Source organism: Ferrovibrio sp. (assembly GCF_046297595.1).
Taxonomy (GTDB): Bacteria; Pseudomonadota; Alphaproteobacteria; order Ferrovibrionales; family Ferrovibrionaceae; genus Ferrovibrio.
In genome coordinates, this window is record NZ_JBKBHT010000008.1 from 116,041 (window position 1) to 138,970 (window position 22,930).

The 22,930-nt window shown below is 66.2% G+C and carries 28 protein-coding genes; 17 read left to right on the forward strand and 11 right to left on the reverse strand.

Features of this window, described 5'->3' with window-relative positions:
* The first annotated feature begins 211 nt into the window (after window positions 1-211).
* Complete coding sequence (locus ACK4FJ_RS18085; RefSeq protein ID WP_409768132.1) at window positions 212-844, forward strand: LysE family translocator; 633 nt, start codon at window positions 212-214, stop codon at window positions 842-844.
* Window positions 845-848: 4 nt separating this feature from the next.
* Here the strand turns inward: ACK4FJ_RS18085 and ACK4FJ_RS18090 are convergent, their stop codons facing one another.
* Both ACK4FJ_RS18090 and ACK4FJ_RS18095 read right to left on the reverse strand, forming a co-directional pair.
* Window positions 849-1,148: a hypothetical protein gene (locus ACK4FJ_RS18090; protein ID WP_409768133.1), complete on the reverse strand. Its 300-nt coding sequence runs from the start codon at window positions 1,146-1,148 to the stop codon at window positions 849-851.
* A gap of 68 nt (window positions 1,149-1,216) precedes the next feature.
* Window positions 1,217-1,720 (reverse strand): DUF6622 family protein, encoded by a 504-nt coding sequence (locus ACK4FJ_RS18095; RefSeq protein WP_409768134.1) that lies wholly within the window; start codon window positions 1,718-1,720, stop codon window positions 1,217-1,219.
* Between the two features lie 89 nt (window positions 1,721-1,809).
* On the opposite strand from ACK4FJ_RS18095, the gene ACK4FJ_RS18100 reads away from it, so the two are divergent.
* Window positions 1,810-2,454: a TetR/AcrR family transcriptional regulator gene (locus ACK4FJ_RS18100; RefSeq protein ID WP_409768135.1), complete on the forward strand. Its 645-nt coding sequence runs from the start codon at window positions 1,810-1,812 to the stop codon at window positions 2,452-2,454.
* Between the two features lie 16 nt (window positions 2,455-2,470).
* Here the strand turns inward: ACK4FJ_RS18100 and ACK4FJ_RS18105 are convergent, their stop codons facing one another.
* Entirely contained in the window at window positions 2,471-3,616 is a 1,146-nt protein-coding gene (locus ACK4FJ_RS18105) for a benzoate/H(+) symporter BenE family transporter (protein WP_409768136.1), read from the reverse strand.
* 180 nt (window positions 3,617-3,796) lie between these two features.
* On the opposite strand from ACK4FJ_RS18105, the gene ACK4FJ_RS18110 reads away from it, so the two are divergent.
* Window positions 3,797-4,633 (forward strand): GntR family transcriptional regulator, encoded by an 837-nt coding sequence (locus ACK4FJ_RS18110; protein WP_409768137.1) that lies wholly within the window; start codon window positions 3,797-3,799, stop codon window positions 4,631-4,633.
* A gap of 33 nt (window positions 4,634-4,666) precedes the next feature.
* Here ACK4FJ_RS18110 and ACK4FJ_RS18115 read toward each other — a convergent pair whose 3' ends face one another.
* Window positions 4,667-5,407 (reverse strand): SDR family NAD(P)-dependent oxidoreductase, encoded by a 741-nt coding sequence (locus ACK4FJ_RS18115; protein ID WP_409768138.1) that lies wholly within the window; start codon window positions 5,405-5,407, stop codon window positions 4,667-4,669.
* Between the two features lie 127 nt (window positions 5,408-5,534).
* Here ACK4FJ_RS18115 and ACK4FJ_RS18120 point away from each other — a divergent pair, with 127 nt between their 5' ends.
* Window positions 5,535-6,149 carry a TetR/AcrR family transcriptional regulator gene (locus ACK4FJ_RS18120; RefSeq protein ID WP_409768139.1) on the forward strand — a complete coding sequence of 205 codons (615 nt, stop codon included), beginning with the start codon at window positions 5,535-5,537 and terminating at the stop codon, window positions 6,147-6,149.
* A 115-nt stretch (window positions 6,150-6,264) separates the two neighbouring features.
* Here the strand turns inward: ACK4FJ_RS18120 and puuE are convergent, their stop codons facing one another.
* The 3 genes from puuE to ACK4FJ_RS18135 are packed head-to-tail and all read right to left on the reverse strand — an operon-like array spanning window position 6,265 to window position 9,738.
* Window positions 6,265-7,239 carry an allantoinase PuuE gene (gene puuE, locus ACK4FJ_RS18125; RefSeq protein WP_409768140.1) on the reverse strand — a complete coding sequence of 325 codons (975 nt, stop codon included), beginning with the start codon at window positions 7,237-7,239 and terminating at the stop codon, window positions 6,265-6,267.
* A gap of 4 nt (window positions 7,240-7,243) precedes the next feature.
* Window positions 7,244-8,482 (reverse strand): ArgE/DapE family deacylase, encoded by a 1,239-nt coding sequence (locus ACK4FJ_RS18130; protein WP_409768141.1) that lies wholly within the window; start codon window positions 8,480-8,482, stop codon window positions 7,244-7,246.
* An 11-nt stretch (window positions 8,483-8,493) separates the two neighbouring features.
* On the reverse strand, window positions 8,494-9,738 hold the full coding sequence (locus ACK4FJ_RS18135; RefSeq protein WP_409768142.1) for an allantoate amidohydrolase: 1,245 nt from the start codon (window positions 9,736-9,738) through the stop codon (window positions 8,494-8,496).
* A 130-nt stretch (window positions 9,739-9,868) separates the two neighbouring features.
* Between ACK4FJ_RS18135 and ACK4FJ_RS18140 the strand changes: the two genes are divergently transcribed.
* The 7 genes from ACK4FJ_RS18140 (at window position 9,869) to ACK4FJ_RS18170 (ending at window position 14,970) form a co-directional block, all read left to right on the forward strand.
* A complete protein-coding gene (locus ACK4FJ_RS18140) occupies window positions 9,869-11,134 on the forward strand; it encodes a glycerate kinase (RefSeq protein ID WP_409768143.1) in 1,266 nt (421 codons plus the stop codon).
* 97 nt (window positions 11,135-11,231) lie between these two features.
* Window positions 11,232-11,897, forward strand: coding sequence for an energy-coupling factor ABC transporter permease (locus ACK4FJ_RS18145; RefSeq protein WP_409768144.1), 666 nt, complete (start codon window positions 11,232-11,234; stop codon window positions 11,895-11,897).
* A 73-nt stretch (window positions 11,898-11,970) separates the two neighbouring features.
* Window positions 11,971-13,275, forward strand: a complete 1,305-nt coding sequence (locus ACK4FJ_RS18150; RefSeq protein ID WP_409768145.1) for a serine hydrolase domain-containing protein — start codon at window positions 11,971-11,973, stop codon at window positions 13,273-13,275.
* A 35-nt stretch (window positions 13,276-13,310) separates the two neighbouring features.
* Complete coding sequence (locus ACK4FJ_RS18155; RefSeq protein WP_409768146.1) at window positions 13,311-13,565, forward strand: hypothetical protein; 255 nt, start codon at window positions 13,311-13,313, stop codon at window positions 13,563-13,565.
* Between the two features lie 28 nt (window positions 13,566-13,593).
* Window positions 13,594-14,127: a 2-oxo-4-hydroxy-4-carboxy-5-ureidoimidazoline decarboxylase gene (gene uraD / locus ACK4FJ_RS18160; protein WP_409768147.1), complete on the forward strand. Its 534-nt coding sequence runs from the start codon at window positions 13,594-13,596 to the stop codon at window positions 14,125-14,127.
* Between the two features lie 13 nt (window positions 14,128-14,140).
* Window positions 14,141-14,494, forward strand: coding sequence for a hydroxyisourate hydrolase (gene uraH / locus ACK4FJ_RS18165; RefSeq protein WP_409768148.1), 354 nt, complete (start codon window positions 14,141-14,143; stop codon window positions 14,492-14,494).
* A 2-nt stretch (window positions 14,495-14,496) separates the two neighbouring features.
* The gene (locus ACK4FJ_RS18170) at window positions 14,497-14,970 is read left to right on the forward strand and encodes a nucleoside deaminase (protein WP_409768149.1); all 474 of its coding nucleotides are present in this window, start codon (window positions 14,497-14,499) and stop codon (window positions 14,968-14,970) included.
* A gap of 7 nt (window positions 14,971-14,977) precedes the next feature.
* Here the strand turns inward: ACK4FJ_RS18170 and ACK4FJ_RS18175 are convergent, their stop codons facing one another.
* The 3 genes from ACK4FJ_RS18175 to ACK4FJ_RS18185 all read right to left on the reverse strand — a co-directional run bounded on the left by ACK4FJ_RS18175 (window position 14,978) and on the right by ACK4FJ_RS18185 (window position 17,487).
* On the reverse strand, window positions 14,978-16,165 hold the full coding sequence (locus ACK4FJ_RS18175; protein ID WP_409768150.1) for a urate hydroxylase PuuD: 1,188 nt from the start codon (window positions 16,163-16,165) through the stop codon (window positions 14,978-14,980).
* A gap of 135 nt (window positions 16,166-16,300) precedes the next feature.
* Window positions 16,301-16,879, reverse strand: a complete 579-nt coding sequence (locus ACK4FJ_RS18180; RefSeq protein WP_409768151.1) for a PAS domain-containing protein — start codon at window positions 16,877-16,879, stop codon at window positions 16,301-16,303.
* 59 nt (window positions 16,880-16,938) lie between these two features.
* A complete protein-coding gene (locus ACK4FJ_RS18185; RefSeq protein ID WP_409768152.1) occupies window positions 16,939-17,487 on the reverse strand; it encodes a hypothetical protein in 549 nt (182 codons plus the stop codon).
* A gap of 95 nt (window positions 17,488-17,582) precedes the next feature.
* Between ACK4FJ_RS18185 and ACK4FJ_RS18190 the strand changes: the two genes are divergently transcribed.
* Window positions 17,583-18,152 (forward strand): histidine phosphatase family protein, encoded by a 570-nt coding sequence (locus tag ACK4FJ_RS18190; RefSeq protein ID WP_409768153.1) that lies wholly within the window; start codon window positions 17,583-17,585, stop codon window positions 18,150-18,152.
* 11 nt (window positions 18,153-18,163) lie between these two features.
* Here the strand turns inward: ACK4FJ_RS18190 and phnF are convergent, their stop codons facing one another.
* Window positions 18,164-18,922, reverse strand: coding sequence for a phosphonate metabolism transcriptional regulator PhnF (gene phnF, locus ACK4FJ_RS18195; protein ID WP_409768154.1), 759 nt, complete (start codon window positions 18,920-18,922; stop codon window positions 18,164-18,166).
* Window positions 18,923-19,017: 95 nt separating this feature from the next.
* On the opposite strand from phnF, the gene phnG reads away from it, so the two are divergent.
* Genes phnG through phnK form a run of 5 tightly spaced genes read left to right on the forward strand, consistent with a single transcriptional unit; the run spans window position 19,018 to window position 22,929 of the window.
* Complete coding sequence (gene phnG, locus ACK4FJ_RS18200; RefSeq protein ID WP_409768155.1) at window positions 19,018-19,497, forward strand: phosphonate C-P lyase system protein PhnG; 480 nt, start codon at window positions 19,018-19,020, stop codon at window positions 19,495-19,497.
* A 3-nt stretch (window positions 19,498-19,500) separates the two neighbouring features.
* Window positions 19,501-20,112, forward strand: coding sequence for a phosphonate C-P lyase system protein PhnH (gene phnH / locus ACK4FJ_RS18205; protein ID WP_409768156.1), 612 nt, complete (start codon window positions 19,501-19,503; stop codon window positions 20,110-20,112).
* Between the two features lie 2 nt (window positions 20,113-20,114).
* A complete protein-coding gene (locus ACK4FJ_RS18210) occupies window positions 20,115-21,227 on the forward strand; it encodes a carbon-phosphorus lyase complex subunit PhnI (RefSeq protein ID WP_409768157.1) in 1,113 nt (370 codons plus the stop codon).
* Window positions 21,224-22,141 carry an alpha-D-ribose 1-methylphosphonate 5-phosphate C-P-lyase PhnJ gene (locus tag ACK4FJ_RS18215; RefSeq protein ID WP_409768158.1) on the forward strand — a complete coding sequence of 306 codons (918 nt, stop codon included), beginning with the start codon at window positions 21,224-21,226 and terminating at the stop codon, window positions 22,139-22,141. The genes ACK4FJ_RS18210 and ACK4FJ_RS18215 overlap by 4 nt, the downstream gene beginning before the upstream one ends.
* A complete protein-coding gene (phnK, locus tag ACK4FJ_RS18220) occupies window positions 22,138-22,929 on the forward strand; it encodes a phosphonate C-P lyase system protein PhnK (RefSeq protein ID WP_409768159.1) in 792 nt (263 codons plus the stop codon). The genes ACK4FJ_RS18215 and phnK overlap by 4 nt, the downstream gene beginning before the upstream one ends.
* Window position 22,930 lies beyond the last annotated feature (1 nt).

Consider the following 22,930-nt stretch of genomic DNA (forward strand, 5'->3'; position numbering starts at 1 on the left):
CTATTCTTCCCTGTCATCCCGGCCGAAGCGCCGCCCGTCGCGGCGCGCAGAGCCGGGATCCCATTCGACGGCCCGAAATGCGATGGATGCGCCCGGGTATGACGATGTCGAGGCGGCAGGCAATTGTCCCCGCACAATTCTTCCGCTGCACATTGTCGATCTCCGCGCTAGGCTCAAACGACCCCCAGCCACTGCCGCGAGTCGCGTCGCCATGCCTACCACGACCAACCTGATCGCCTTCGCGCTTGTCTCGCTCGGCATGGTGCTCACGCCCGGGCCGAACATGATCTACCTGATCTCGCGCTCGATCTGCCAGGGGCGCATGGCCGGGCTGATCTCGCTGGGCGGCGTGGCGCTGGGCTTCGTTTTCTACATGCTGGCCGCCGCCTTCGGCATCACGGCTTTGCTGCTGGTGGTGCCTTATGCCTACGAGGCCTTGTGCTACGGCGGCGCGGCCTATCTGCTCTGGCTGGCCTGGCAGGCGCTCAAGCCCAATGGCCGCTCGCCCTTCCAGGTGAAGGCGCTGCCGCAGGATTCACCGCGCAAGCTCTTCACCATGGGCTTCGTCACCAACCTGCTCAATCCGAAGAACGCGATGCTCTATCTCTCGCTACTGCCGCAGTTCATTGATCCCGAAGCCGGCCATGTGCTGGGCCAGTCGCTCGTGCTCGGTTTCACGCAGATTTCAGTCAGCGTCAGCATCAACGCCCTGATCGCGCTCACCGCCGGCAGCATCGCGGGCTTCCTGGGCACGCGGCCGCTCTGGCTACTGATCCAGCGCTGGCTGATGGGCACCGTGCTGGCCGGCCTGGCCGTGCGCATGGCGCTGGAGGCCAGGCGATAGGGCGTCATCCCTCGCCGTCTCCGCCGATGCGGCCGTAACGCCTTTCCTTCGGGCTCAGAGTCGGGCGCTTAACCTCGCCCTGTTTGTCCTGCAGGCCTTCGGGCAGGGTGGGGTCGTTGCTGATATCGTCATGATGCTCGGCGGCGAACTGGTCGTTGCCATAGGTGCCGGGGCCGTAGCGCCGCTGCGCGGGCGAGCCTTTCACCAGCGGCGTGGTATGGGCCGGGCCACGCGGGCTGCCGCCATCGCCGGGTTCCAGGGTGAACTGGCGCGGCGGCCTGGGCGGGGTGATTGGCTTGGGCATGGTTTCCTCCTCTCTTTGTTGCAGAGAAGAGAAAACCATCCGCCGCAACCCTGGTTCCCGCTGGGCGTTCAGGCAGGAATGGCACCTTTCCGGTAACGCTGGGCAAAACGCAGCAGCCAGCCGATGAAATAGCCCGCGCTCACGCCGGAAACCGCCACGTCGACAGGGTAAAGGGTTATCGGGTCGGACAGGCCGAATCCGATGGAAATGCCGATGGCGTATTTGGCGAAGAACAGCACCATGTTGCGCAGCAGCGGGAAGACCGAGCCCTCCACACGCACGCGCCGCTGCGCCGGGTCGGGCTGCATCGAGTCGAGATTGGTGCCATACCATGCGCCCAGCGAGGCGACCGCCAGTGCGGCGGCCCAGTACAGCGGCAGCAGGGCCGAGGCATCCAGTCTGAGCAGCAGGCCATAGACGCCCCAGGCAATGAACACGGCGGGTGCCACCAGCAGGCGCCAGACCTTCACGGTGCGCGTGCGCAGGCCGATCAGGCCGAGCGCCAGCAGGATGGCAAACAACACGAAGACCCAGACGGGGGTATTCTGCAGAATGGTGGCAAGGCTAGGCATGACGGGTCCTCTTGGGGATGAAATGGTACTCATTGGTACCAACATGACAAATCTATATGGTACGCTATAGTACCAGTCAAGAGGGCTTCGTGGGCAAAACAGCTAAAACAGCAGAATCCGAAGAGCGTGCCGAAATGCGGGACCGCGTGCTGCGGGCCGGTTTCGCGGCTTTCCGCGAACTGGGCTTCGACGGCGCCAGCACCCTGGAGATCGCCACCCGCGCCAGGGTTTCCAAGCGCGAGCTTTACGCGCTGTTCGCCGACAAGCAGTCCATCGTGGTGGAATGCATCAAGTGGCGCACGCGACAGATGCAGGTGCCGCTGGCGCTGCCGCGGCCGTCAGACCCGCAGGCGCTGCTGGCCACGCTGACGAAATTCGGCACGGCGGCGATGGCCGGCATCTGCGATCCGGATGTGCTGACCGTGTTCCGCTTCGCCATAACGGAAGCGCAGAGAACGCCCGAGATCGCCCGGGCGCTGGACGAACGCGGCCGCGAGCCGATGCGCCGCATGTTCATCGACCTGATCGAGAAGGCGCAGGAAGACGGGCTGCTGGCGCCCGTGTCGCCGGCCGAGGTCAGCGCTTTCTTCTTCTCGCTGTTATGGGGTGACCTACTGCTGCGCCTGCTGATGGGGCTGGTCAAACCGCCGGCAAAAGCCGAGCTGGAGCAGCGCGCCCGCCACGCCGCCGAACGGGTGATGGCGGCCTATGCGCATGCCGGCAGGGCGCGGTAGCCAAGACGCTGCAGGTTCAGCCCCGCCGCCAGCGCGCCAGCGCCAGCATGGCGCCGCCCGCGATCAGTCCCCAGAAGGCGCCGCCGATCCCGAACAGCGTCAGCCCGCTGGCCGCGACGATGAAGGTGATCGCCGCCGCCTCGCGGCTTTGTGCGTCGCTCAAGGCTGCCACCAGCGAGGAGGCGAAGGCGCCGAGCAAAGCCAGCCCGGCCACCGCCTGGATCAGGGTGGGGGGCGCCGCGCTGAACAAAGCCGTCGCCGCCGTGGCCAGCAATCCGAACAGCACGTAGAAGATCCCGGCCACCAAAGCGGCCACCCAGCGTTTGTTGGGGTCCGGATGCGCCTCGGGTCCGGCGCAGATCGCCGCCGTGATGGCGGCGAGGTTGACCGCATGGCCGCCGAAGGGCGCGGCCAGCAGAGAGAAAATGCCGGTGGCGCGGAACAGCGGCGTGGGATCGGGTTTGTAGCCATTGGCCTGCAGCACGGCGATGCCGGGGATGTTCTGGCTCGCCATGGTGACGATGAAGAGCGGCAGCGCGATGCCCAGCATGGCCGAAGGCGAAAATACCGGCATGACGAATTCGGCCTGGGGCAGAAGGCTGCCGAGTTTGTCGGCTGAGATCTCGCCACCCGCCACGATGAAGCCCAGCGTCACCAGCACGGCGGCCGGCATGGCGTAAAGCCGCTTCCATTTCGCCACCAGGGCCCAGACGATCACGATGCTCAAGCCCGCCACGGGCATCGCCGCCACGGCCTTCACCGGCGCGAGGCAGAGCCCGAGCAGGATGCCGGCCAGCATGGCATTGGCCAAAGCCGCCGGGATGGCGGCCACGGCGCGGCCGAGCGGTTTCCATATGCCGGCGATGGTGAGCAGGATGCCGCAGGCGATGAAGGCGCCCACGGCGGCATGGAAGCCGCCCTCGGCGATGGCGCTGGAGGCCAGCAGCGCGCCGCCCGGTGTGGACCAGGCAATGCTGATCGGCAGGCGTGTTTTCCAGCTCAGGAGAATCGCGCAGAAGCCCATGGCAAGGCTGAGCGCCATCAGGCCCGATGCGGCCTGGGCCTGGCTGGCGCCCACGGCGGTCAGGCCCTGCAGGATCACGGCAAAGGAGGAAGCGAAGCCGACGAAGGCCGAGAGCAGGCCGGCGGCAATCGCAGGCATGAGGGACGTCGGATGAGAGGCGGCGGAACTGGTTGTCATGGCCGCCTGTGTGTAACGCGATATGCGCGCCGCGCCAATGCGCCGACATCTGGCTGCTGGACCCTGAATCGGCCAACCGTATACAATCCCGGCACCGGATTGTCCGGCCGATTCGACGGCCGGCGCCAGTGGGGGCCAGACATGGCGCAGGCAACCGTGAAACAGACTGGCGTGAAACAGACAGGCATGAAGGCCAGACCGGCGGCCGGCCGTAAAATCACGGCGGCGCAGGTTCTGGCCATGCCCCAGGCGGCTCCCCGCCGCAAGGGCGCCGCACCGGCCGGCCGTCGTGGTGCCATCGACGACGCCACCATCTACGACAGCGTCTACACCGCCATCGTCGACCACATCATCATGCCGGGCACCAAGCTGCCCGAGGATGTGCTGGCCCGGGCCTTCGGCGTCAGCCGCACGCGCATCCGCAAGGTGCTGCTGGCGCTGTCGCACGAGAATCTGGTGACGCTGCAGCACAATCGCGGCGCCTCGGTGGCCAAGCCGAGCGTGCAGGAGGCGCGCGAGGTGTTTGCCGCGCGCCGCATCGTCGAGACCGGCATCGCCGCCGAACTGGCGCGCCGTATCACGACAGCGCAACTGGCCGCGTTGCGCCGCTTCGTGGCCCGTGAACATGCCGCCGAAACGGCGCGCGACCGCAGCACCGGCATCCGGCTGTCGGGCGAATTCCATCTGGAACTGGCCAAGTTGATCGGCAACGAACCGCTCAGTGGTTTCCTGCGCGCGCTGATCTCGCGCACCTCGCTGATCATCGCGGTCTACGAGGCGCCGGGCAACACGATGTGCAGCCATGCCGAACACGGCGCGCTGCTCGACCGTCTCGCCGCCCATGACGTGGCCGGTTCGGTGCGTTACATGGAAGAGCATCTGCAAAGACTGGAAGACGGCCTCGATCTGGCGGCGGCGAAACGCCGTCCGGTCGACCTGCAGGGCGTCTTCGCGCAACTGGCCGCCACGCGGCGTTGACCGCGCGACGGCTGTTGTACTCACATCCCGCGATCAGGCATTGGTGCCGCCATCCACGGCGATCTGCGCGCCAGTGATGTAGCTGGCGCCCGGCCCGGCCAGGAAAGCCACGGCGGCGGCGATCTCGTTCGGCTTGCCGTAGCGGCCCAAAGCGGTCAGCGCCACCTGCGACGGGGCATACTCGGCGTCGGCCGGGTTCATGTCGGTGTCGATCGGGCCGGGCTGCACCACGTTCACGGTGATGCCGCGCGGGCCCAGGTCGCGCGCCAGACCGCGGGTCATGCCGGTCAGCGCCGCCTTGCTCATGGAATAGAGCGTGATACCGGGGAAGCGCACATTCTCGCCCAGGCAGGAGCCGATGCTGACGATGCGCCCGCCATCGGGCATATGCGGCAGCACCATCTGCGCCGCCAGGAAGGGCGCGCGGGTGTTGATCGCCAGCATGCGGTCGATGGCGGCCAGGTCGTGATCCTGCGGCGCGGCCATCTCGGCGATGCCGGCATTGTTCACCAGGATGTCGATGCGGCCGAACTCCGCCGCCGCCTTGTCGATGGCAGCCTTCAGCGCGGCCGGATCGGCGGCATCGGCCTGCAGGGCCAGCGCGCGGCGGCCCAGCTTGCCGATCTGCTGCGCCACCGCCTGCGCCTTGTCGGGCGAGGCCGTGTAGGTGAGCGCGACATCGGCGCCGGATTCGGCCAGTTGCAGCGCGATGGCAGCGCCGATGCCCCTGCTGGCGCCGGTGACGAAGGCGGTCTTGCCGGAAAGCTCGGTCATGTCTGGTTCTCCATTTATTTAGTGATCGATACAGAATGGAGGGCGACAGATAGGGAGCTTGCCCGGCCGGGTCAATCCCATTATTTATCATTTGCTACAGAATCGAATGGAAGGGCAGGAACCGGATATGGCCGGCCGTCCACGCAGCTTCGACCGGGCCGCCGCGCTGAAAAGCGCCATGGCGGTGTTCTGGCAGCGCGGCTACGAAGCCGCCTCGCTGAGCGACCTGACCAAGGCCATGGGCATCAACGCGCCCAGCCTCTATGCCGCCTTCGGCTGCAAGGAAAAACTGTTCGAGGAAGCGGTCGGGCTGTATCAGGCCACCGAGGGCGTGGCGGCCGGCCGCGCGCTGGACGAGCAGCCCACGGCGCGGCAATCCATCGAGGCGATGCTGCGCCGGCATGTGACCGACTATACCGATCCGGCCAAGCCGGCCGGCTGCATGATCGTGCTGGCCGCCACCGTGGGCACGCCAGACAGCGCGCCGGTGCGCGAACTGCTGACCGGCTGCCGCCATCAGGCGCTGGCAGCCATCCAGGCCCGGATCCGGCGCGGCATGCGCGAGGGTGACGTGCCCGCCGGCACCGATGCGCGCCGGGTCGCCGCCTTCTACGCCACGGTGATCCAGGGCCTGTCGATCCAGGCCCGCGACGGCGCGCGGCGCGCCGATCTGCAGGCCGTGGTGGACGGCGCCATGGCCGCCTGGGACGGGCTGGTGGGGAAGAAAAAAGCGCGATCCTGAGGCTGTAATTCCCGACCGTCATGCTACGCCTAGGGCGTGGCATCCACGTTTTCGTTAAAGCTGACTCGTGGATGCTCGGGCCAAGCCCGAGCATGACGAAAAAGAAAAGAAAGCCTTAGCCCTTGAACGGATGCGCCTGCATCCAGTGGCGGGCGATGTCGATGCGGCGGGCGAACCACACCTTCTCGTGCCGCTGCATGTAGTCCATCAGCCGCGCCAGCGCCGCCGCCCGGCCGGGGCGGCCGATCAGCCGGCAATGCAGGGCCACGGTCATCATCTTCGGCGCGCCGTCCTGCCCCTCGCGGTAGAGCAGGTCGAAGGCATCCTTCACATGGTTTTCGAAATCCGCGCCGGTGGCAAAGCCGTGCAGCTGGCCGAATTTCATGTCGTTGTTGTCGAAGGTGTAGGGCAGCATCAGCAGGGGCTTTTTGCCGATGCGGGTCCAGTAGGGCAGGTCGTCGTCGTAGGAATCCGAGCAATAGGCGAAGCCGCCGTCCTCGGCGACAAGCTTCAGCGTGTTGCCGGAAAGCCGCCCGGTATACCAGCCCAGCGGCCGTTCGCCGGTCGCCTGCCGGATCGCTTCGATGGCGAGCTTCATATGGGCGCGTTCGGTGGCCAGCGGTATCTTGCTGTAATCGAACCAGCGCCAGCCATGGCTGGCGACTTCATGGCCCTGCTCGTGCATCGCGGCGGCCGCTTCCGGGTAACGCGCCACCGCCATGCCCACGGCCCAGGAGGTGAACGGGATGCCGCGTTCGGCAAACAGGCGCAGGATGCGCCACAGGCCGGCGCGGCTGCCGTAGTCGTAGACCGATTCCACCTGTTCGTCGCGCATCTTCTCGCGCGGCGTGCCGCCGGGCACTTCATGCAGGAAAACTTCCGAGGTGCGGTCGCCATGCAGGATGCTGCGTTCGCCGCCTTCCTCGTAATTCACCACGAAGCTGATCGCGATGCGCGCACCATTCGGCCATTTCGGATCAGGCGGATTGGGGCCATAACCCTTCAGGTCGCGCGGATAGGGCTTCGTCCCCAGCGCCTTCGCGACGATGTCGGGCACCTGCTTCTTCTTCGCGGCTTTTTTCTTCGCCATGGTTTCAGCCCAGCAGTTCGGCCAGCGTGCGCGCCACCACTTCGGTCGCCTTGTAGAGGTCGCTCAGCACCAGCTTCTCGTCGGCGCGGTGGCCATTGGCTTCCAGCAGGTTGCGCGGGCCGGCGCCATACAGCACGGTCTTCACGCCGGCGGCCGAATAATGCCGCGCGTCCGTGTACAGGGGGATGCCTTCCGTGCCCACAGGCTTGCCCATGATTTCGGTGGCGTTGCGGGTTAGGATATCGATCAGCTTTTCCACGCCCGGGACGATGCCGAAGGGCCGCGCCAGCATGATGCGGCTGACATGGGCGGTGATGCCGGGCAGGTCCTGTACCGTGCGGGAAATCAGGTTGCGCAGGTTGGCTTCCACCTGCTCGGGGTTCTCTTCCGGGATGATGCGGCGGTCGAGGCGCAGCGAGACTTTATCGGGCACCACGTTGGTATTGATGCCGCCCCTGATCAGGCCCACCACCAGCGAGGGCGAGGTGATGCCTTCGGTTTTCGAGTGAATGCCCGACAGGGTATCGCGATAGGCATACAGCGCACTCAGCACCTTGGTGGCGGCTTCCAGCGCGTCATGGCCGGTATCGGGCCGCGCGGCATGGGCCGACTTGCCGTTGACTGTCACTTCCAGATGCAGGCAGCCGTTATGGGCGGTGGTGACGGCATAGGAGAAACCGGCCGAGAAGGCATAATCGGGTTTGCTGATACCCTGTTCGATCAGCCATTGCGGGCCGATGGCGCCGCCGGCCTCCTCGTCATAGGTCAGGTGCAGTTCGATGGTGCCGTTCAGCTTCCCGCCGGATGTCTCCAGCGCCAGCAGGGCATAGGCATAAGTGACGAAATCGGATTTCGACACCGCCACGCCGCGGCCATACATCACGCCATCCTTCACCACGGCCGCGTAAGGATCGACGCTCCAGCCCTCGCCGGGCGCCACCACGTCGCCATGGGCATTCAGGGCCACGATGGGCGCGCCGCTGCCGAATTTTTTGCGGATCACCAGATTGGTGCACGAGATCATGCCGTTCTGCTTCACCAGTTCCTCGGGCACCGGATGACGCTCGACGGTGAAGCCCAGTTTCTCCAGCAACTCGGCGGCGCGTTTGGCATGCGGGGCGCAGTCGCCAGGCGGATTGTCGGACGGCACCTTCACCAGCTCGGCCAGAAAGCCCTGCATATCGCCCTGGCGGGCGGCAATGAAATCGTGGATGGCCGCAGCGGTGGCCTTGTCGATGCTCATGGAGAACTCGTTCAGTTGGCGGCGAAGGCGGGATCGAAATGCTCGATGAAATGCAGCAGGGCGCGGGTGGCCAGTTCCACGTCGTCGGCCAGCACGGCCTCCAGCGGGTTGTGGCTGATGCCGCGCGTGCAGCGCATGAACATCATCGCCACCGGGCAGAGCGGCGCCAGCGTGGCGGCATCGTGCCCGGCACCCGACGGCAGCCGCATGGTGGGCAGATGCTGGGCCTTGATGGCGGCTTCGGTCAGGTCCATCAGCTTGGGGTGGCAGGGCGTGGCCGTGCTTTTATACAGCTCAGTGACCGTGAAGGTCAGCTTGCGGCGGGCGCAGACCATCTCGGTCTCGCGCATCACGGCGTCCACCGCCGCATCGCGCACATCGTCCTCGCCGGCACGGATGTCGATGGAGAATACAGCCTTGCCCGGAATCACGTTCATCGCGCCGGGCAGGGCCTCCAGCATGCCGACCGTGCCCACCAGCGTGGGCGTGCCGGTGCAGCGTTCCTCGATGAACTGCACGATCTCTGCCGCCGCCACCAGGGCATCCTGGCGTTGGCCCATCGGCACGGTGCCCGCATGGCCCGCCAGACCGGTGATCTCGACGCGCAGGCGGCGGGCGCCGGAAATCGCGGTCACCACGCCCAGGGCGAGGCCTTCATTTTCCAGCACCGGACCCTGTTCGATATGCAGCTCGACAAAAGCAGCGATGCTGCCCGGCTGCCGGGCGCAGAAGCCCACCTTGTGCGGATCGAGGCCAAAGCTTTTGTAGGCCTCGCCCATGCTGACGCCCTGGCGGTCCTTCACCTCCAGGATGGCAGGATCGAAGGTGCCGGCGATGGCACGGCTGCCGGTCATCGAGGAGCCGAAGCGGGTGCCTTCCTCGTTGGCGAAGCCCACGACCTCGATGGCGAAGGGCATTCGCTTGCCGCGCCTGTGCAGGTCGGCCACGCAGGCAATCGGTGCGATCACACCCAGCATGCCGTCGTATTTGCCCGCATTGCGCACGGTGTCGAGATGCGAACCGGTCATCAGCGCCGGCGCCTTCGGATCGGTGCCGGCGTAGCGGCCCACCACGTTGCCGGCGCAATCGTGTTCCACTTCCATGCCGGCCTCGCGCATCCACTCGGCCACCCGCTCATGGGCCTGCTTTTGCTCGGGCACCAGGAAGGTGCGGACCAGGAAGTCGGGGCTTTCGCTGATCCGGCCCAGTTCGTCGAGCTGGGCCAGCATGCGGTCGGCAAAACGATTCGCGGCCATGAATGCGATCCTTGCGGAAATGTCGGCTGTGGATTGTATACAGTTTCCCGACGATAACACCGCCGCCCGCCTCTGGCCAAGTCTGGCGGCATGGATTAGCCATGAGTGTACGGGGGAATTGTGGAAACCGATGGTTGATCCGGAAACACTGCTGAAAGCCATGTTCGACGCGGCGCGCGCCGCCGCCGATCCGGCCGTCTGCCTGCCGCCGCATCTGCCGGCGCCACCGAAAGGCAAAACGGTGGTGGTGGGGGCCGGCAAGGCGGCCGCCAGCATGGCGCAGGCGCTGGAACGGCACTGGCCTGAAGACGCGCCGCTGGAGGGCATCGTGGTCACGCGCTACGGCCATGACCTGCCCTGCGAGCGTATCGTGGTGGTGGAGGCCGCGCATCCGGTGCCCGATTCCGCCGGCGAGAAGGCGGCCGAACTGATCCTGCACAAGGTGCGTGGCCTGGGCGCCGATGATCTGGTGATCTGCCTGATCTCGGGCGGCGGCTCGGCTTTGCTGGCGCTGCCGGCGCCGGGCCTGACGCTGGCCGACAAGCAGGCGGTGAACCAGGCGCTGCTGAAATCCGGCGCCAACATCGCGGACATGAACTGCGTGCGGAAACATCTCTCCGCCATCAAGGGCGGCAGGCTGGCGGCTGCGGCGGCGCCGGCGCGGCTGGTCTCGCTGCTGATCTCCGATGTGCCGGGCGACGATCCGGCGGTGATCGCCTCGGGTCCGACCGTGCCCGATCCCACCAGCTTCGACGACGCCCGCGCGGTGATCGAGAAATACGGCATCGGCCTGCCGCCGGCGGTGCAGAAGCATCTGCAGGCCGGCGAAGGCGAAACGCCCAAACCCGGCGATGCCGCCTTCGCCAACACGCAGACCATCCTGGTCGCCACGCCGCAGATGGCACTGGAAGCCGCCGCCAATGTTGCGCGCGCGGCCGGCATCAAACCGCTGATCCTTGGCGATGCCATCGAAGGCGAGGCACGCGAAGTCGCCATTGTGATGGCGGGCATCGCACGGCAGGTGCGCCGCCATGGCCAGCCGGCCGGTGCGCCCTGCGTGCTGCTCTCGGGCGGCGAGACGACGGTGACTTTGCGTGGCAAGGGGCGCGGCGGCCGCAATGCCGAATTCCTCACGGCGCTGGCTGTGGCGCTGGATGGCATGGAGAATGTCCATGCCCTGGCCGCCGATACCGATGGCATCGACGGCAGCGAGGACAATGCCGGCGCCTGGCTGGCGCCCGACAGCATCCTGCGCGCTGCGCTGAAGGGCATCGATGCCAAGGTCTGTCTGGCCGACAACGACGGCTACGGTTTCTTCCAGGCCGCCGGCGGCCTGGTCACCACCGGACCGACGCTGACCAACGTCAACGATTTCCGCGCGATTCTGATTCTGTAGACTCGACAGCATGTCGATGGCGGCGCAGCGAGGCTTGCAGGCGCAGCGGCGCTCGTTTCTCATGCCTCAAAGCGAATCATCCCAGACGGAGTTGGCCATGCATATCGAACCCGGCATCATCGACGCAGCACGCCTGACCGGCGCCAATCTCGCCGCCGCCGGCCTGCTGGCGACCCAGGCACGCGGCCTGATCCGCATGCCGCAGCAGATCGTGCAGCAGGCGGTGAAGACCCTGCTGGCCGCATCGGTTTTCTCCGTGCTGATGCAGGTCTGGCACCTGCCGGTCGGGCCGTCGGAACTGCACCTGATCGGGGCCACCACCGTTTATCTGCTGTTCGGCTTCACACCCACGCTGCTGGGCTTCGGGCTCGGGCTGCTGCTGCAGGCATTGCTGTTCGAGCCGCAGGACCTGCTGCATCTGGGCGTCAACACGCTCTCGCTCGGCCTGCCGCTGGTGGCCATGCATGCCACGTTCGGCCGCCGGCTGTTCGCCGTGAACGCCGCCGAACGCTTCACCCTGCTGCGTGTGCTGCGGCTGGATGCGGTCTATTATGCCGGCGTGGTGGCCATGGTCGGTTTCTGGCTGCTGCTCTCCACCGATGCCTTCGCCGTGGCCGACTGGGCGCGCTGGGCCCTGGCCTATATGCCCATCCTGCTGCTGGAGGCGATGCTGTCCTTCATCGCGGTCAGCGTGGTCGGCCGCTGGCGCCGCCATGCGCCGGTGCGGCTTTATACCGAGCTGGACCGACTGCATCTGGCCTGAAAGCAAAAGCCGGGCTTGACCCGGCCGCCGGCTGCGTCATGCTGGCGGAACCTCTCCTGATCGGTTCCGCCGGATGCCGCCCGCCTCCCTTCGTTTCCTCCTCCTCCTGCCGCTCGCGCTGGCGGGCTGCAGCGAGATGCAGTCCGGCCATATGTCGCAGGCCGCGTTACCAGCCGCATCCATCGCCGCGCCGGCCGAGCCGCATTTCAATCCGGGCGGGCCGGACATGGCCCGCTATGCCGATGCCAGCGGCCAGTTTCCGCCGGCCAGCCGCCGCACCTGGTGGCAGACCAGCCACAGCGTCGATGGCTTCTCGCGGCTGGACCAGATCCTGTCGGCCAATACGGTCCGCAAACCGGAAACGCCCAGCCCATGGCGCCGTGCTACCGGCGGGCCGACAATCACCTATGCCATGCAGCAGACCGGCAGCCGCCGTTTCAGCATCGACGAGTATCTGGCGCGCAATCCGGCCACCGGCCTGCTGATCGCCCAGGGCGATACGATTCATGTCGAACGCTACCAGTATGGCCGCACCGATACGCACCGGCTGACGTCGTTCTCGATGGCCAAGACGGTGACCGCGCTGCTGGTCGGTCTGGCGGTGGCCGATGGTGCCATCGCTTCCATCGACGATCCGGCCGAACGCTACGTACCCGACCTGAAGGACAGCGAATACGGCCGCACGCCGATCCGGCATCTGCTCACCATGTCGTCGGGCGTGCGGTTTGATGAGGATTATTCCGGCCGCGACGATGTCAGCCGCATGGTGACGGCGATGATGCTTCCGCAGTCGCCGGGCGGGCCGGCCGCCGTGCGGCAGTTCAACCAGCGCATTGCGCCGCCGGGCCAGCGCTGGTCCTATGCCTCGGCCGAGACGCAGGTGCTGGGCCTGGTGCTGCGCGCCGCGATCAAGCGCCCCATCGCCGAGTATCTGTCCGAACGCATCTGGCAGCCGATCGGCGCGGAATCGGATGCCAGCTGGATCGTCGACGGTTCGGGCCAGGAAGCCACCTTTGCCTATTTCAATGCCGTGCTGCGCGATTATGCGCGCCTGGGCATGCTGCTGGCCAATGGTGGCAAAGTAGACGAGCGCCAGGTGATCCCGGCCGACTGGCTGCGCGAGATGACGCGGCCGCATTTCACCAGCACGCAGACCGGCCGCTGGTTCGGCTATGGCTTCCAGACCTGGATCTTCCCCGACAATGACGGCAGCTTCGCCCTGCTGGGCGTGCGCGGCCAGGCGATCTATGTCGATCCGGCGCGGCGGCTGGTGATGGTGCATACCGCCGTGCGGCCGCAGGCGCGCGATCCCGGCGGCGCCGAAACCACGGCCCTGTGGCGCGGCGTGAAGGCGGCGTTTGCCCGCCAGCCGGGATAGTTTAAATGGGATGATGTCCAGAGGCGCCGAATGACATGGCAGGACAAGAGATACTGACGATAATTCTTGCAGTCGTGGGTGTACTGGCTTTGGGCTTTGCACTTTTCCATGCCATCGGGGCCAGCTTAAACTCTCAAGACCCTCAAGCACTTTCCGGTCGGGGTATATGGTGGTTGGTGGCTCCAGAGATATTTCTGAATAATCGGGGCGATCACCATCTCAAACGTTTTGTGATATGGATTTTGGTGCTGGTGCCTTGTGGTTTGGGTCTTGCCATACTGGTAACATGAGTTTCATGTAACCTGTTTCTGGTGATGTATGCAGCATTCCCCACAGGCCCCGAATCCGACTCTGGCCGATCTCAACCGCATGAACGCCGACGATTTTGTGGCGGCGCTGGGCAGCATCTTCGAACATTCGCCCTGGGTGGCCGAGCGCGTTGCCGCCCGGCGGCCGTTTTCCAGCCTCGACAGCCTGCATGGCGCCATGGTGGAGGCGATGTGGGCCGCGAACGATGCCGAGAAGCTGGCCCTGCTGCGTGCCCACCCCCAGCTGGCCGGCAAGGAGGCCGAGGCCGGCACGCTGACGACGCATTCGACCTCCGAGCAGGACAGCGTCGGCCTGACGCGGCTGAGCGCGGAAGAGAAAGCCAGGATCGTGCAGCTCAATGCCGCCTATCTGGACAAACACGGTTTTCCCTTCATCATCGCGGTGAAGCTGCGCACCAAGGCGCAGATCTTCGCCGCCTTCGAACAGCGGATCGGCAACGACCGCGTCATTGAATTCACCACCGCGCTGTCGGAGGTGGGCAAGATCGCCCGCATCCGGCTTGAAGCGCTGCTGGGCCAGTAAGGGAGAGAGACGGATGGGCCGCCTGAGCACCCATGTGCTGGACACCATGAACGGCAAACCGGCCGCCGGCGTGGCCGTGGAGCTCTATGCGCTGGAGGGTGAAACGCGCCGGCTGGTGAAAAAGGTCGTCACCAATGCCGATGGCCGCACCGACGCGCCGTTGCTGATCGGCGAGGAATTCAAGCCCGGCCGGTATGAACTGCTGTTCCAGGCCGGCGATTATTTCCGCAAACTGGGCGCAGCTTTGCCGCAGCCGGCCTTTCTTGATGCCGTGCCGATCCGTTTCGGCCTGGCGGAACCCGACGGGCATTATCACGTTCCGCTGCTGGTTTCGCCCTGGAGCTTCTCGACCTATCGGGGGTCCTGATCATGACCGACCATGCCGCCTTCATGCGCCGCGCGATTGACTTAAGCCGCGAACACATGAATGCCGGCCATGGCGGGCCGTTCGGTGCCGTGGTGGTGCTGGATGGCGAGATCGTCGGCGAGGGCTGGAACCGCGTCACGTCAACGAACGATCCCACTGCCCATGCCGAGGTGACGGCGATCAGAGAGGCCTGCACGAAACTGGGCCGTTTCGACCTGAAGGGCGCGGTGCTCTACACCAGCTGCGAACCCTGCCCGATGTGCCTGGCCGCCACCTACTGGGCCCGCATCGACACGGTCTATTACGCCAACGAGCAGGCCGATGCGGCGGCGATCAATTTCGACGATGCCTTCCTCTATCGCCAGCTCGCCCTGCCGCGCGAACGCCGCACCATGACATGCGAGCAGATCCTGCGCGACGAGGCGCTGGCGGTGTTCCGCGAATGGGATGCCAAGGCGGACAAGGTGCCGTACTGACGGCTTTTTAATCCAGCTTCGCGCCCGCCGCGATCCAGGCGCCCAGGGTGGCGCGTTCCTCTTCGGTCATTTCGGTGGCATTGCCCGGCGGCATCGCCTCGCTGCGCACGACCTGCTGGTTGATCAGGGCGGCGAAGCGGCGCATCTGCTCGGGCGTTTCCAGCATCACGCCCTTGGGCGCCTCGGCGATGCCGTCGAAGGTGGGGCGCGCGGCGTGGCAGGCGACGCAGCGCGCGGCCACGATCTTCTGCGCATCCTCGAATGTGGCGCCACCGGCCAGCGACTTGTGGCGTGGGTCCCACTGGCTGAAGAACACCAGCCCCACCACCAGCGTGAAGGCTAGGCCAAGGAATTCATAACGCTGACCGCGGCCCTGGTTCTTCAGGTTGAAGAAATGCCGCACCAGGCCGCCGATCACGATCACCACGGCCAGGATCACCCAGCCATAGGGATGGCCGTAGGTGACCGGGTAATGGTTGCTGATCATGGCGAACAGCACCGGCAGGGTCAGGTAGTTGTTATGCAGCGAACGCTGCTTGGCCTGCTTGCCATAGTTCGGGTCCGGCACCTGGCCGGCCAGCATCTGCGCCACCGCCTTGCGCTGGTTCGGGATGATGTTATGCGCCACGTTGGCGGTCATGATCGTGCCGATCAGGGCGCCGACATGCAGATAGGCGGCGCGCGCCGAAAACACCTGAGTGTAGCCCCAGGCGGCGGCGACCAGCAGCACGAAACCCACACAGGCCAGTGCCGCGTCGTTTTTGCCCAGCGGCGACTTGCACAGCAGGTCGTAGACAATCCAGCCCAGCACCAGCGAGGCGACGCTTAAACCGATGGCCTCCCAGCGGCCCATCGGCAGCACCTTGTCGTCGATCAGGTAGAGGTCGGCGCCGACGTAATACAGCGCGCCCATGAGGAAGAAGCCCGACAGCCAGGTGAAATAGGATTCGTATTTGAACCAGTGCAGTTCCTTGGGCAGCTGCGGCGGGGCGACCGAGTATTTCTCGGTGAAATAGAAACCGCCGCCATGGATCAGCCAGGCCTGCCCCAGCACGCCGGGCTGCTGGTCGATACCCTTGCGCAGCGAATTGTCGAGCCAGACGAAGAAGAATGACGAACCGATCCAGGCGATGCCGAAGATCAGGTGCATCCAGCGCAGCACCAGATTGAGCCATTCCAGGGCCAGATCGATCATGGTTTCCCCTCAGGTCCGCGCCAGAAGCGGATTTGTACGGCGCGGCAGCGGGATCAAGCCGTAACGAGCAGGGGCAGGATCGTCAACCCGGATTGTGTACAATTTTCCGGGCCGGCCTTGCCTGCCGCCGCGTGGTCAGCGCGGCGGCGCCGGCACCGGCGTGCCGGGCACATTGCAGGTGATGATGCGCACGATCCGGCCATCGACATCCTGCAGCGGCAGCACGATGCGGTCCCAGCTGTTGATGGTGATCTCCATCGGCATCTCGTGCCAGCTGTAGACCGGCTCGGGCCGCCGCAGCATGGCGCGATAGATGGCCAGATAGAAATTACTGGCCAGCGAACCGGTCACCATTTCCGAGGTGCGTTTGCCGGTCATGTCGAAACCGGCGATGCGGGCCACCTCGGTGCCATAGAGGCGGTAGCGGTAATCCGCGCCATCGTCCAGCACGTCGAGCAGCAGGACGTAGCCCAGCACCGGCCGCAGGTCGAAGGGATCGACATGCTCGGGCCGCACGCTGCCATGGCGCTCGCGCAGGGCGTGCCAGTGGCGCAGCAGGAAGGGAATCTGCTGCGTCGGCAGTTCCTCGGGCACCGGATTCCAGCGCACCACCGGCTGGCGCAGGCCGAGCGCGATAAACGGCGCGGCCAGCTTCGCCTGGTTGCCGGCCAGAAGCTCGTCGCGCATCGCATCGATAGTCGCCAGGTCGATCACAAAAGTTCCTCTCGTAGCACGATGAGCTTGGCGATGTTGTCGCGGGACCGCAAGGGCGGTCAGTTCAACCGGCGTGGAGGTGTCGGCGCCAGTTGTGCCAGCATGGCGCGCACGCCGTCGAGATGCGGGTTGAGGCCGAGGGCGGCGGCGAAGGCTTCGGTGGCGACCGTCACCTCGCCCTGGCGCAGGCAGATCTGGGCGAATCCGCAGATGGCGCCGAAATGGCGCGGTTCCAGTTCCAGGGTGCGATGGATATCGGCGATGCTGGCATCGTCCTGCTGCGCCAGGAAATGCAGGGTGGCGCGCTTGTTCCAGGTTTCGGCCCAGTCGGGTGCATCCCGCACCAGGGCATCGAGTATCGTCGCTCCCTCGGCCAGGCGTCGGCGGGCGATGGCCGAGATGGCGCGCTGCATGCGGGCCTCCAGTGCCGGATCGTCGTGGCCGGTCCAGATCGCCCAGATCTCGTCCTCGATCTCATGCACCGGACGCGGCGGCGGCACGGCCTGCAAAGCCGCGAACAGCGCCGACAGGCGGCCATGGCGCAACAGGGTCGCCGGCGCCGGCGGGCGCAGGATCAGCTTCAGCGTCTCGGCGACCAGTTGAAGCATGGCGGGTGCAGCATGGCGGTAATTTTTCCGTGTCCGGCTGGTCGGCTTCATGGGCCGAGCTATCACTTAGTCCGCTGTTACCGGAGGACGAGGGCATGCGGGCTGCTTTCCATATTGTCGCCATTCTGTTGCTGGCCTGTGTCGCATCGCCGGCACGGGCAAACGATACAGGGGCCAGCGAGGATATGTGGCAGGCCCTGCGCGAGGGCCGGGCGGTTTTGGTGATGCGCCATGCCCTGGCGCCGGGCACCGGCGATCCGCCCGGTTTCCGGGTGGAGGATTGCGCCACCCAGCGCAACCTCTCGGCGGAGGGTCGCGCCCAGGCGCAACGCGCCGGTGCAGCCCTGCGCGCCAACGGCATAACCGCGGCCGTGGTGAAAAGCAGCGCCTGGTGCCGCGCGCGCGACACGGCCGCCGGACTGGGTCTCGGACCGGTGGAGACCGAGCCGGCGCTGAATTCCTTCTTCGGCGATTCCAGCCGCGCGCCGGCCCAGATGGCGGCGCTGCGCAACGCGATCGCCGCTTTGCCACGCGACAGGCCGGCAGTGCTGGTGACGCATCAGGTGGTGATCACCGCGCTCAGCAGCGTTTATCCGCAGAGCGGCGAGATGGTGGTGCTGGCGCGCGACGGGCTGGCCGTGCTGGGGCGCATTCCGGTGCCCTGACTTTATTCGGCCTACTCGTAGTGTTCGATGGTCAGTGTGACGTGGTCGGCGACGAAGCGCGCGCGCACGAATTCCACCGGCTTGCCCTGCGGATCGACATTGACGGTTTCGGTCACCAGAATCGGGCGGGTGCGCGGCAGGTCGGCCAGCCGCGCGTCGCCGGCACTGATCAGCTTGGCCGAAACGCGCGTGCTGCGGCGACGGTAATCGTTCACGCCCACGGCCTTCAGCGCCGCCGTGATCGTGCCTTCGCGGGCGAAATGCTCGGGCATGTCGGGAAAGCGGCCGACGGGGAAATAATGGCTGCTGACGCCGACCGGCTTGCCGTCGGCCTTGTTCAGCGTCTCGATCTGCCATAGCGGCGCGCCGGTGGGCATGCCCAGCGCGCGGGCGATATCGGCCGGCGCGGCCACCTGCTCGGCGAAGATCATCTCGCGGGTCGGCTTCTTCTGCATGGTCTGCAGGTTTTCGGTGAAGCGCGTGCGCGAGCCCAGCATGTATTCGAAACTGTCTTCCGCCACGAACATGCCGCGGCCCTGCTCGATACTGACCAGACCGGTTTCGGCCAGGCGGTTCATCGCCTGGCGCACGGTGTGGCGGTTCACGCCGAAGCTCTGCGCCAGCTGCTTCTCGGTCGGCAGCTGCTCGCCCGGTTTGTAGTCACTGCGGCGGATCGCCTGCTCCATGGCGGCCGCGATCTGGCGCCAGACCGCCATGCCGCTGCCGCGTTCGATATGGCCGGATTCCATGGTCCCTGCGGGTGTCGTCATAAAAGCTTCTCCCAAACGTGGCTTGATGGAGCCGCTTCGGCGGTGTAGATATATAGATGTCTAGACGAATTTAGACCCTTGCGCAAGAGGTCCAGATGAACCCCCAGCCAGCCGCCACGCCAGAGACCCCCGAGCAGGCCGCACGCCGCCGCCGCCTCAGCCTGCTGGCGCGGACAGGGCGCGAAACTCTGGAAGCCGCCTGGAACCGGCTGGAGCCCAAGCCGGCCTTCCGCCGCCTCAAGCAGCCCGAGACCGGTCTGGTGATGGTGCGGGCACGCGCGGGCGGCAACGGCCAGCGCTTCAATATGGGCGAGATGACGGTGACGCGCTGCGTGGTGGCGCTGGAAGAAGGCGGTCTGATGGGTGTGGGCTATGTCGCCGGGCGCGACAAGCGCCGCGCCGAACTGGCCGCCCTGTTCGATGCCCTGGCCCAGCAGCCCCGGCATGCCGCGATGATCGAGGCCGAATTGCTGGTGCCCACGCAGGACGACATGACCGCGGCGCGTCAGGCCCGCGCGGCCAAGGTGGCGGCCACCAAGGTCGATTTCTTCACGCTGGTGCGCGGCGAGGACTGAGACATGAGCATGCAGACAGCTATCACCACGCCCGCCGCCGGTTTCCATGATCCGGTACAGCAGAGCCAGCAGGCGTTCCGCATCCTGCTGGATGCCATGGCGCGGCCCGGCCGCGTGATGGACCAGGCATTCGATTGCGGCCATCCCGAAGGCCTGGCCCCGGTACTGGCCGCCGGCCTGCTCACGCTGGCCGATCTCGACACGCCGGTGTGGCTGGGCGCGGGCTTCGATACACCGGCGATGCGCGACTGGCTGCGCTTCCATACCGGCGCGCCGCTGGCGATGAAGGTCGATCATGCGGCGCTGGTTCTGCTGGATGCTGCAACCGTGCCGAATCTGGAGAGTTTCAGCCTCGGCACCGACGAGGCGCCCGAGCGCGGCGCCACGCTGCTGGTGCAGGTGCCGTCGCTGGACGGCGCCGCCGCCATGACCTGGCGCGGACCGGGAATCAAGGACAGCGTGACGATGCCACTCTGCGGGCTGGGTGCGGCTGTGTGGCGCCAGCGCGCGCAGCTTTCTGCGGTGTTCCCGCGCGGGCTCGACATGTATCTCGGCTGCGGCCGGCAGGTGATCGGTCTGCCACGCAGCACGACTATTTCGCTGACGGAGGCCTGATCATGTATGTGGCCGTGAAGGGCGGCGAAACCGCCATCGGCAATGCCCATGCGCTGCTGGCGGAAGATCGCCGCGGCGATACCGCCGTGCCGGAACTGAGCGTGGACCAGGTGCGCGAGCAGCTTTCCCTCGGCGTCGACCGCGTGATGACCGAGGGCTCGGTCTACGATCCCGAACTGGCGGCGCTGGCGCTGAAACAGGCGCGCGGCGACCAGGTGGAGGCGATCTTCCTGCTGCGCGCCTATCGCACGACCTTGCCGCGCCTGGCCGTCTCAAAACCGATCGACACCGCGAAGATGCAGGTCTCGCGCCGCATCTCCTCCTGCTTCAAGGATGTGCCGGGCGGACAGCTTCTGGGACCTACCTTCGACTACACCCATCGCCTGCTGGATTTCAGCCTGCTCGCCGGCGGCGAGGCGCCGGAGACAGAAGCGCGCGGCGAACTGGCCGCCGACATGCCGCAGGTGGTCGATCTGCTGAATGCCGAAGGGCTGATCGAGCAGGAAACGCCCGATGCCGAGGATGCCCCGGTGGGCGACCTGACGCGCGAGCCGCTGATGTTCCCGGCCGGCCGCGATGTGCGACTGCAGAATCTGGCTCGCGCCGACGAGGGCTATCTACTGGCGCTTGGCTATTCGACCCAGCGCGGCTATGCCAAGTCGCATCCCTTCGTGGGCGAAATACGCTCGGGCGAGGTGGAGGTGGAAATCGAGATTCCGGAACTGGGGCTGACCGTCGACATCGCCGATATCACGGTGACGGAATGCCAGATGATCAATCAGTTCAAGGGTTCAAAAAGCGAGAAGCCGAAATTCACCCGCGGCTATGGCCTGGCTTTCGGTTATGCCGAACGCAAGGCGATGGCGATGGCGCTGGTCGACCGCAGCCTGCGCGCGGAAGAACTCGGCGAGGACCTGACCGCGCCGGCGCAGGATGCCGAATTCGTGCTCTATCACGCCGATAACGTGGAGGCTTCGGGCTTCGTGCAGCATCTGAAACTGCCGCACCATGTGGATTTCCAGTCGGAGCTGACGCTGGTGCGCATGATGCGGGCCGAAATCGACGCCGCCGAAGCCGGCGCGCCGCAAGCCGCATTCGAGGAGGCCGCGCAATGACGCTGCAGCAGGACTACGCCGCGAGCGCGGCGCAGGCGCCGCTGGAGGGCTACAACTTCGCCTTCCTCGACGAGCAGACCAAGCGCATGATCCGCCGCGCCATCCTGAAAGCCGTGGCGATCCCGGGCTACCAGGTGCCGTTCGGCAGCCGCGAGATGCCGCTGCCCTATGGCTGGGGCACCGGCGGCATGCAGGTGACGGCGGCGATGATCGGCGGCAACGACGTGCTGAAGGTGATCGACCAGGGGGCAGACGACACCACCAATGCCGTGTCGATCCGTCGCTTCTTCGTGCGCATGACCAATGTGGCCACCACCGAGAAGACGCGTGAGGCGACCCTGATCCAGACACGCCACCGCGTGCCGGAAACGCCTTTGCATGAAGGCCAGATCCTGGTCTACCAGGTGCCGATCCCCGAGCCGCTGCGCTGGCTGGAGCCGCGCGAGACCGAAACGCGCAAGATGCATGCCCTGTCGGAATATGGCGTGATGCATGTGAAGCTGTATGAGGATATCTCGCAGCACGGCCATATCTCGACCACCTACGATTATCCGGTGCTGGTGAATGGCCGCTACATGATGCGCTGCTCGCCGATTCCAAAATTCGATACGCCCAAGCTGCACATGAATGCCGCCCTGCAGCTGTTCGGCGCCGGCCGCGAGAAGCGCATCTATGCCGTACCGCCCTATACCGAGGTCAGGCCGCTGGATTTCGACGACCATCCCTTCGAGGTCGAGCGCTGGCCCGAGGCCTGCGCGCTCTGTGGGTCGCATGACAGTTTCCTCGACGAGGTGATCCTGGATGACAAAGGCGGGCGCATGTTCGTCTGTTCGGATACCGATTATTGCGGCGAGCGCCAGGCAGCCGGCCATCGCGGCCATATGGCCGCGCCCTACAAGGAGGCCGCGGAATGACCGGGCCGCAGATCACCGAGATGCCGCTGCTCAGCATCGAAGGCCTGAACAAGAGCTTCGGCCGCCAGGCGGCCTGCCGCGATGTGAATTTTGAACTCTGGCCGGGCGAGGTGCTGGGCATCGTGGGCGAGTCCGGCTCGGGCAAGTCGACGCTGCTGAATGCCATCGCCGGGCGCGTGAGTATCGATTCCGGCAAGGTGCTGTATCGCACCGCCGCCGACCAGATCGTCGATCTGGCCGCTGCGCCGGAATCCCAGCGGCGCCAGCTGATGCGCACCGAATGGGGTTTTGTGCAGCAGCATGCCCGCGACGGCCTGCGCATGGATTTCTCGGCCGGCGCCAATATCGGCGAGCGCCTGATGGCCCTGGGCCAGAAGCATTACGGCTCTCTGCGCGAAACCGCGCTGGACTGGATGCAGGCGGTGGAAATCCCGCCCGAGCGCGTCGACGACCTGCCGCGCACCTTTTCCGGCGGCATGCAGCAGCGACTGCAGATCGCCCGCAACCTGGTGACGCGGCCGCGCATCGTGCTGATGGACGAGCCGACCGGCGGCCTGGATGTCTCGGTACAGGCCCGCCTGCTCGATCTGCTGCGCCGTCTGGTGCAGGAATACAATGTGGCGGTGATCGTGGTGACCCACGATCTGGGCGTCGCCCGCCTGCTGGCCCATCGCCTGATGGTGATGCGGCGCGGCCAGGTGGTGGAAGCCGGCCTGACCGACCAGTTGCTCGATGATCCGCAGCATGCCTATACGCAGCTGCTGGTTTCCTCCGTGCTGAGCGTGTGAG

Excerpts from the sequence above, each read along its gene's own strand:
- puuE (WP_409768140.1), bottom strand. The coding sequence starts at position 7,239 with ATGGCGAAGAAAAAAGCCGCGAAGAAGAAGCAGGTGCCCGACATCGTC.
- ACK4FJ_RS18150 (WP_409768145.1), top strand. The coding sequence starts at position 11,971 with ATGCCGCCCGCCTCCCTTCGTTTCCTCCTCCTCCTGCCGCTCGCGCTG.
- ACK4FJ_RS18090 (WP_409768133.1), bottom strand. The coding sequence starts at position 1,148 with ATGCCCAAGCCAATCACCCCGCCCAGGCCGCCGCGCCAGTTCACCCTG.
- ACK4FJ_RS18145 (WP_409768144.1), top strand. The coding sequence starts at position 11,232 with ATGCATATCGAACCCGGCATCATCGACGCAGCACGCCTGACCGGCGCC.
- ACK4FJ_RS18140 (WP_409768143.1), top strand. The coding sequence starts at position 9,869 with ATGGTTGATCCGGAAACACTGCTGAAAGCCATGTTCGACGCGGCGCGC.
- ACK4FJ_RS18190 (WP_409768153.1), top strand. The coding sequence starts at position 17,583 with ATGCGGGCTGCTTTCCATATTGTCGCCATTCTGTTGCTGGCCTGTGTC.
- ACK4FJ_RS18095 (WP_409768134.1), bottom strand. The coding sequence starts at position 1,720 with ATGCCTAGCCTTGCCACCATTCTGCAGAATACCCCCGTCTGGGTCTTC.
- ACK4FJ_RS18175 (WP_409768150.1), bottom strand. The coding sequence starts at position 16,165 with ATGATCGATCTGGCCCTGGAATGGCTCAATCTGGTGCTGCGCTGGATG.
- ACK4FJ_RS18170 (WP_409768149.1), top strand. The coding sequence starts at position 14,497 with ATGACCGACCATGCCGCCTTCATGCGCCGCGCGATTGACTTAAGCCGC.
- ACK4FJ_RS18110 (WP_409768137.1), top strand. The coding sequence starts at position 3,797 with ATGGCGCAGGCAACCGTGAAACAGACTGGCGTGAAACAGACAGGCATG.
- ACK4FJ_RS18215 (WP_409768158.1), top strand. The coding sequence starts at position 21,224 with ATGACGCTGCAGCAGGACTACGCCGCGAGCGCGGCGCAGGCGCCGCTG.
- ACK4FJ_RS18130 (WP_409768141.1), bottom strand. The coding sequence starts at position 8,482 with ATGAGCATCGACAAGGCCACCGCTGCGGCCATCCACGATTTCATTGCC.
- phnK (WP_409768159.1), top strand. The coding sequence starts at position 22,138 with ATGACCGGGCCGCAGATCACCGAGATGCCGCTGCTCAGCATCGAAGGC.
- ACK4FJ_RS18105 (WP_409768136.1), bottom strand. The coding sequence starts at position 3,616 with ATGCCTGCGATTGCCGCCGGCCTGCTCTCGGCCTTCGTCGGCTTCGCT.
- uraD (WP_409768147.1), top strand. The coding sequence starts at position 13,594 with ATGCAGCATTCCCCACAGGCCCCGAATCCGACTCTGGCCGATCTCAAC.
- ACK4FJ_RS18185 (WP_409768152.1), bottom strand. The coding sequence starts at position 17,487 with ATGCTTCAACTGGTCGCCGAGACGCTGAAGCTGATCCTGCGCCCGCCG.
- ACK4FJ_RS18085 (WP_409768132.1), top strand. The coding sequence starts at position 212 with ATGCCTACCACGACCAACCTGATCGCCTTCGCGCTTGTCTCGCTCGGC.
- ACK4FJ_RS18120 (WP_409768139.1), top strand. The coding sequence starts at position 5,535 with ATGGCCGGCCGTCCACGCAGCTTCGACCGGGCCGCCGCGCTGAAAAGC.
- uraH (WP_409768148.1), top strand. The coding sequence starts at position 14,141 with ATGGGCCGCCTGAGCACCCATGTGCTGGACACCATGAACGGCAAACCG.
- ACK4FJ_RS18115 (WP_409768138.1), bottom strand. The coding sequence starts at position 5,407 with ATGACCGAGCTTTCCGGCAAGACCGCCTTCGTCACCGGCGCCAGCAGG.
- ACK4FJ_RS18135 (WP_409768142.1), bottom strand. The coding sequence starts at position 9,738 with ATGGCCGCGAATCGTTTTGCCGACCGCATGCTGGCCCAGCTCGACGAA.
- phnG (WP_409768155.1), top strand. The coding sequence starts at position 19,018 with ATGAACCCCCAGCCAGCCGCCACGCCAGAGACCCCCGAGCAGGCCGCA.
- ACK4FJ_RS18155 (WP_409768146.1), top strand. The coding sequence starts at position 13,311 with ATGGCAGGACAAGAGATACTGACGATAATTCTTGCAGTCGTGGGTGTA.
- phnF (WP_409768154.1), bottom strand. The coding sequence starts at position 18,922 with ATGACGACACCCGCAGGGACCATGGAATCCGGCCATATCGAACGCGGC.
- phnH (WP_409768156.1), top strand. The coding sequence starts at position 19,501 with ATGAGCATGCAGACAGCTATCACCACGCCCGCCGCCGGTTTCCATGAT.
- ACK4FJ_RS18210 (WP_409768157.1), top strand. The coding sequence starts at position 20,115 with ATGTATGTGGCCGTGAAGGGCGGCGAAACCGCCATCGGCAATGCCCAT.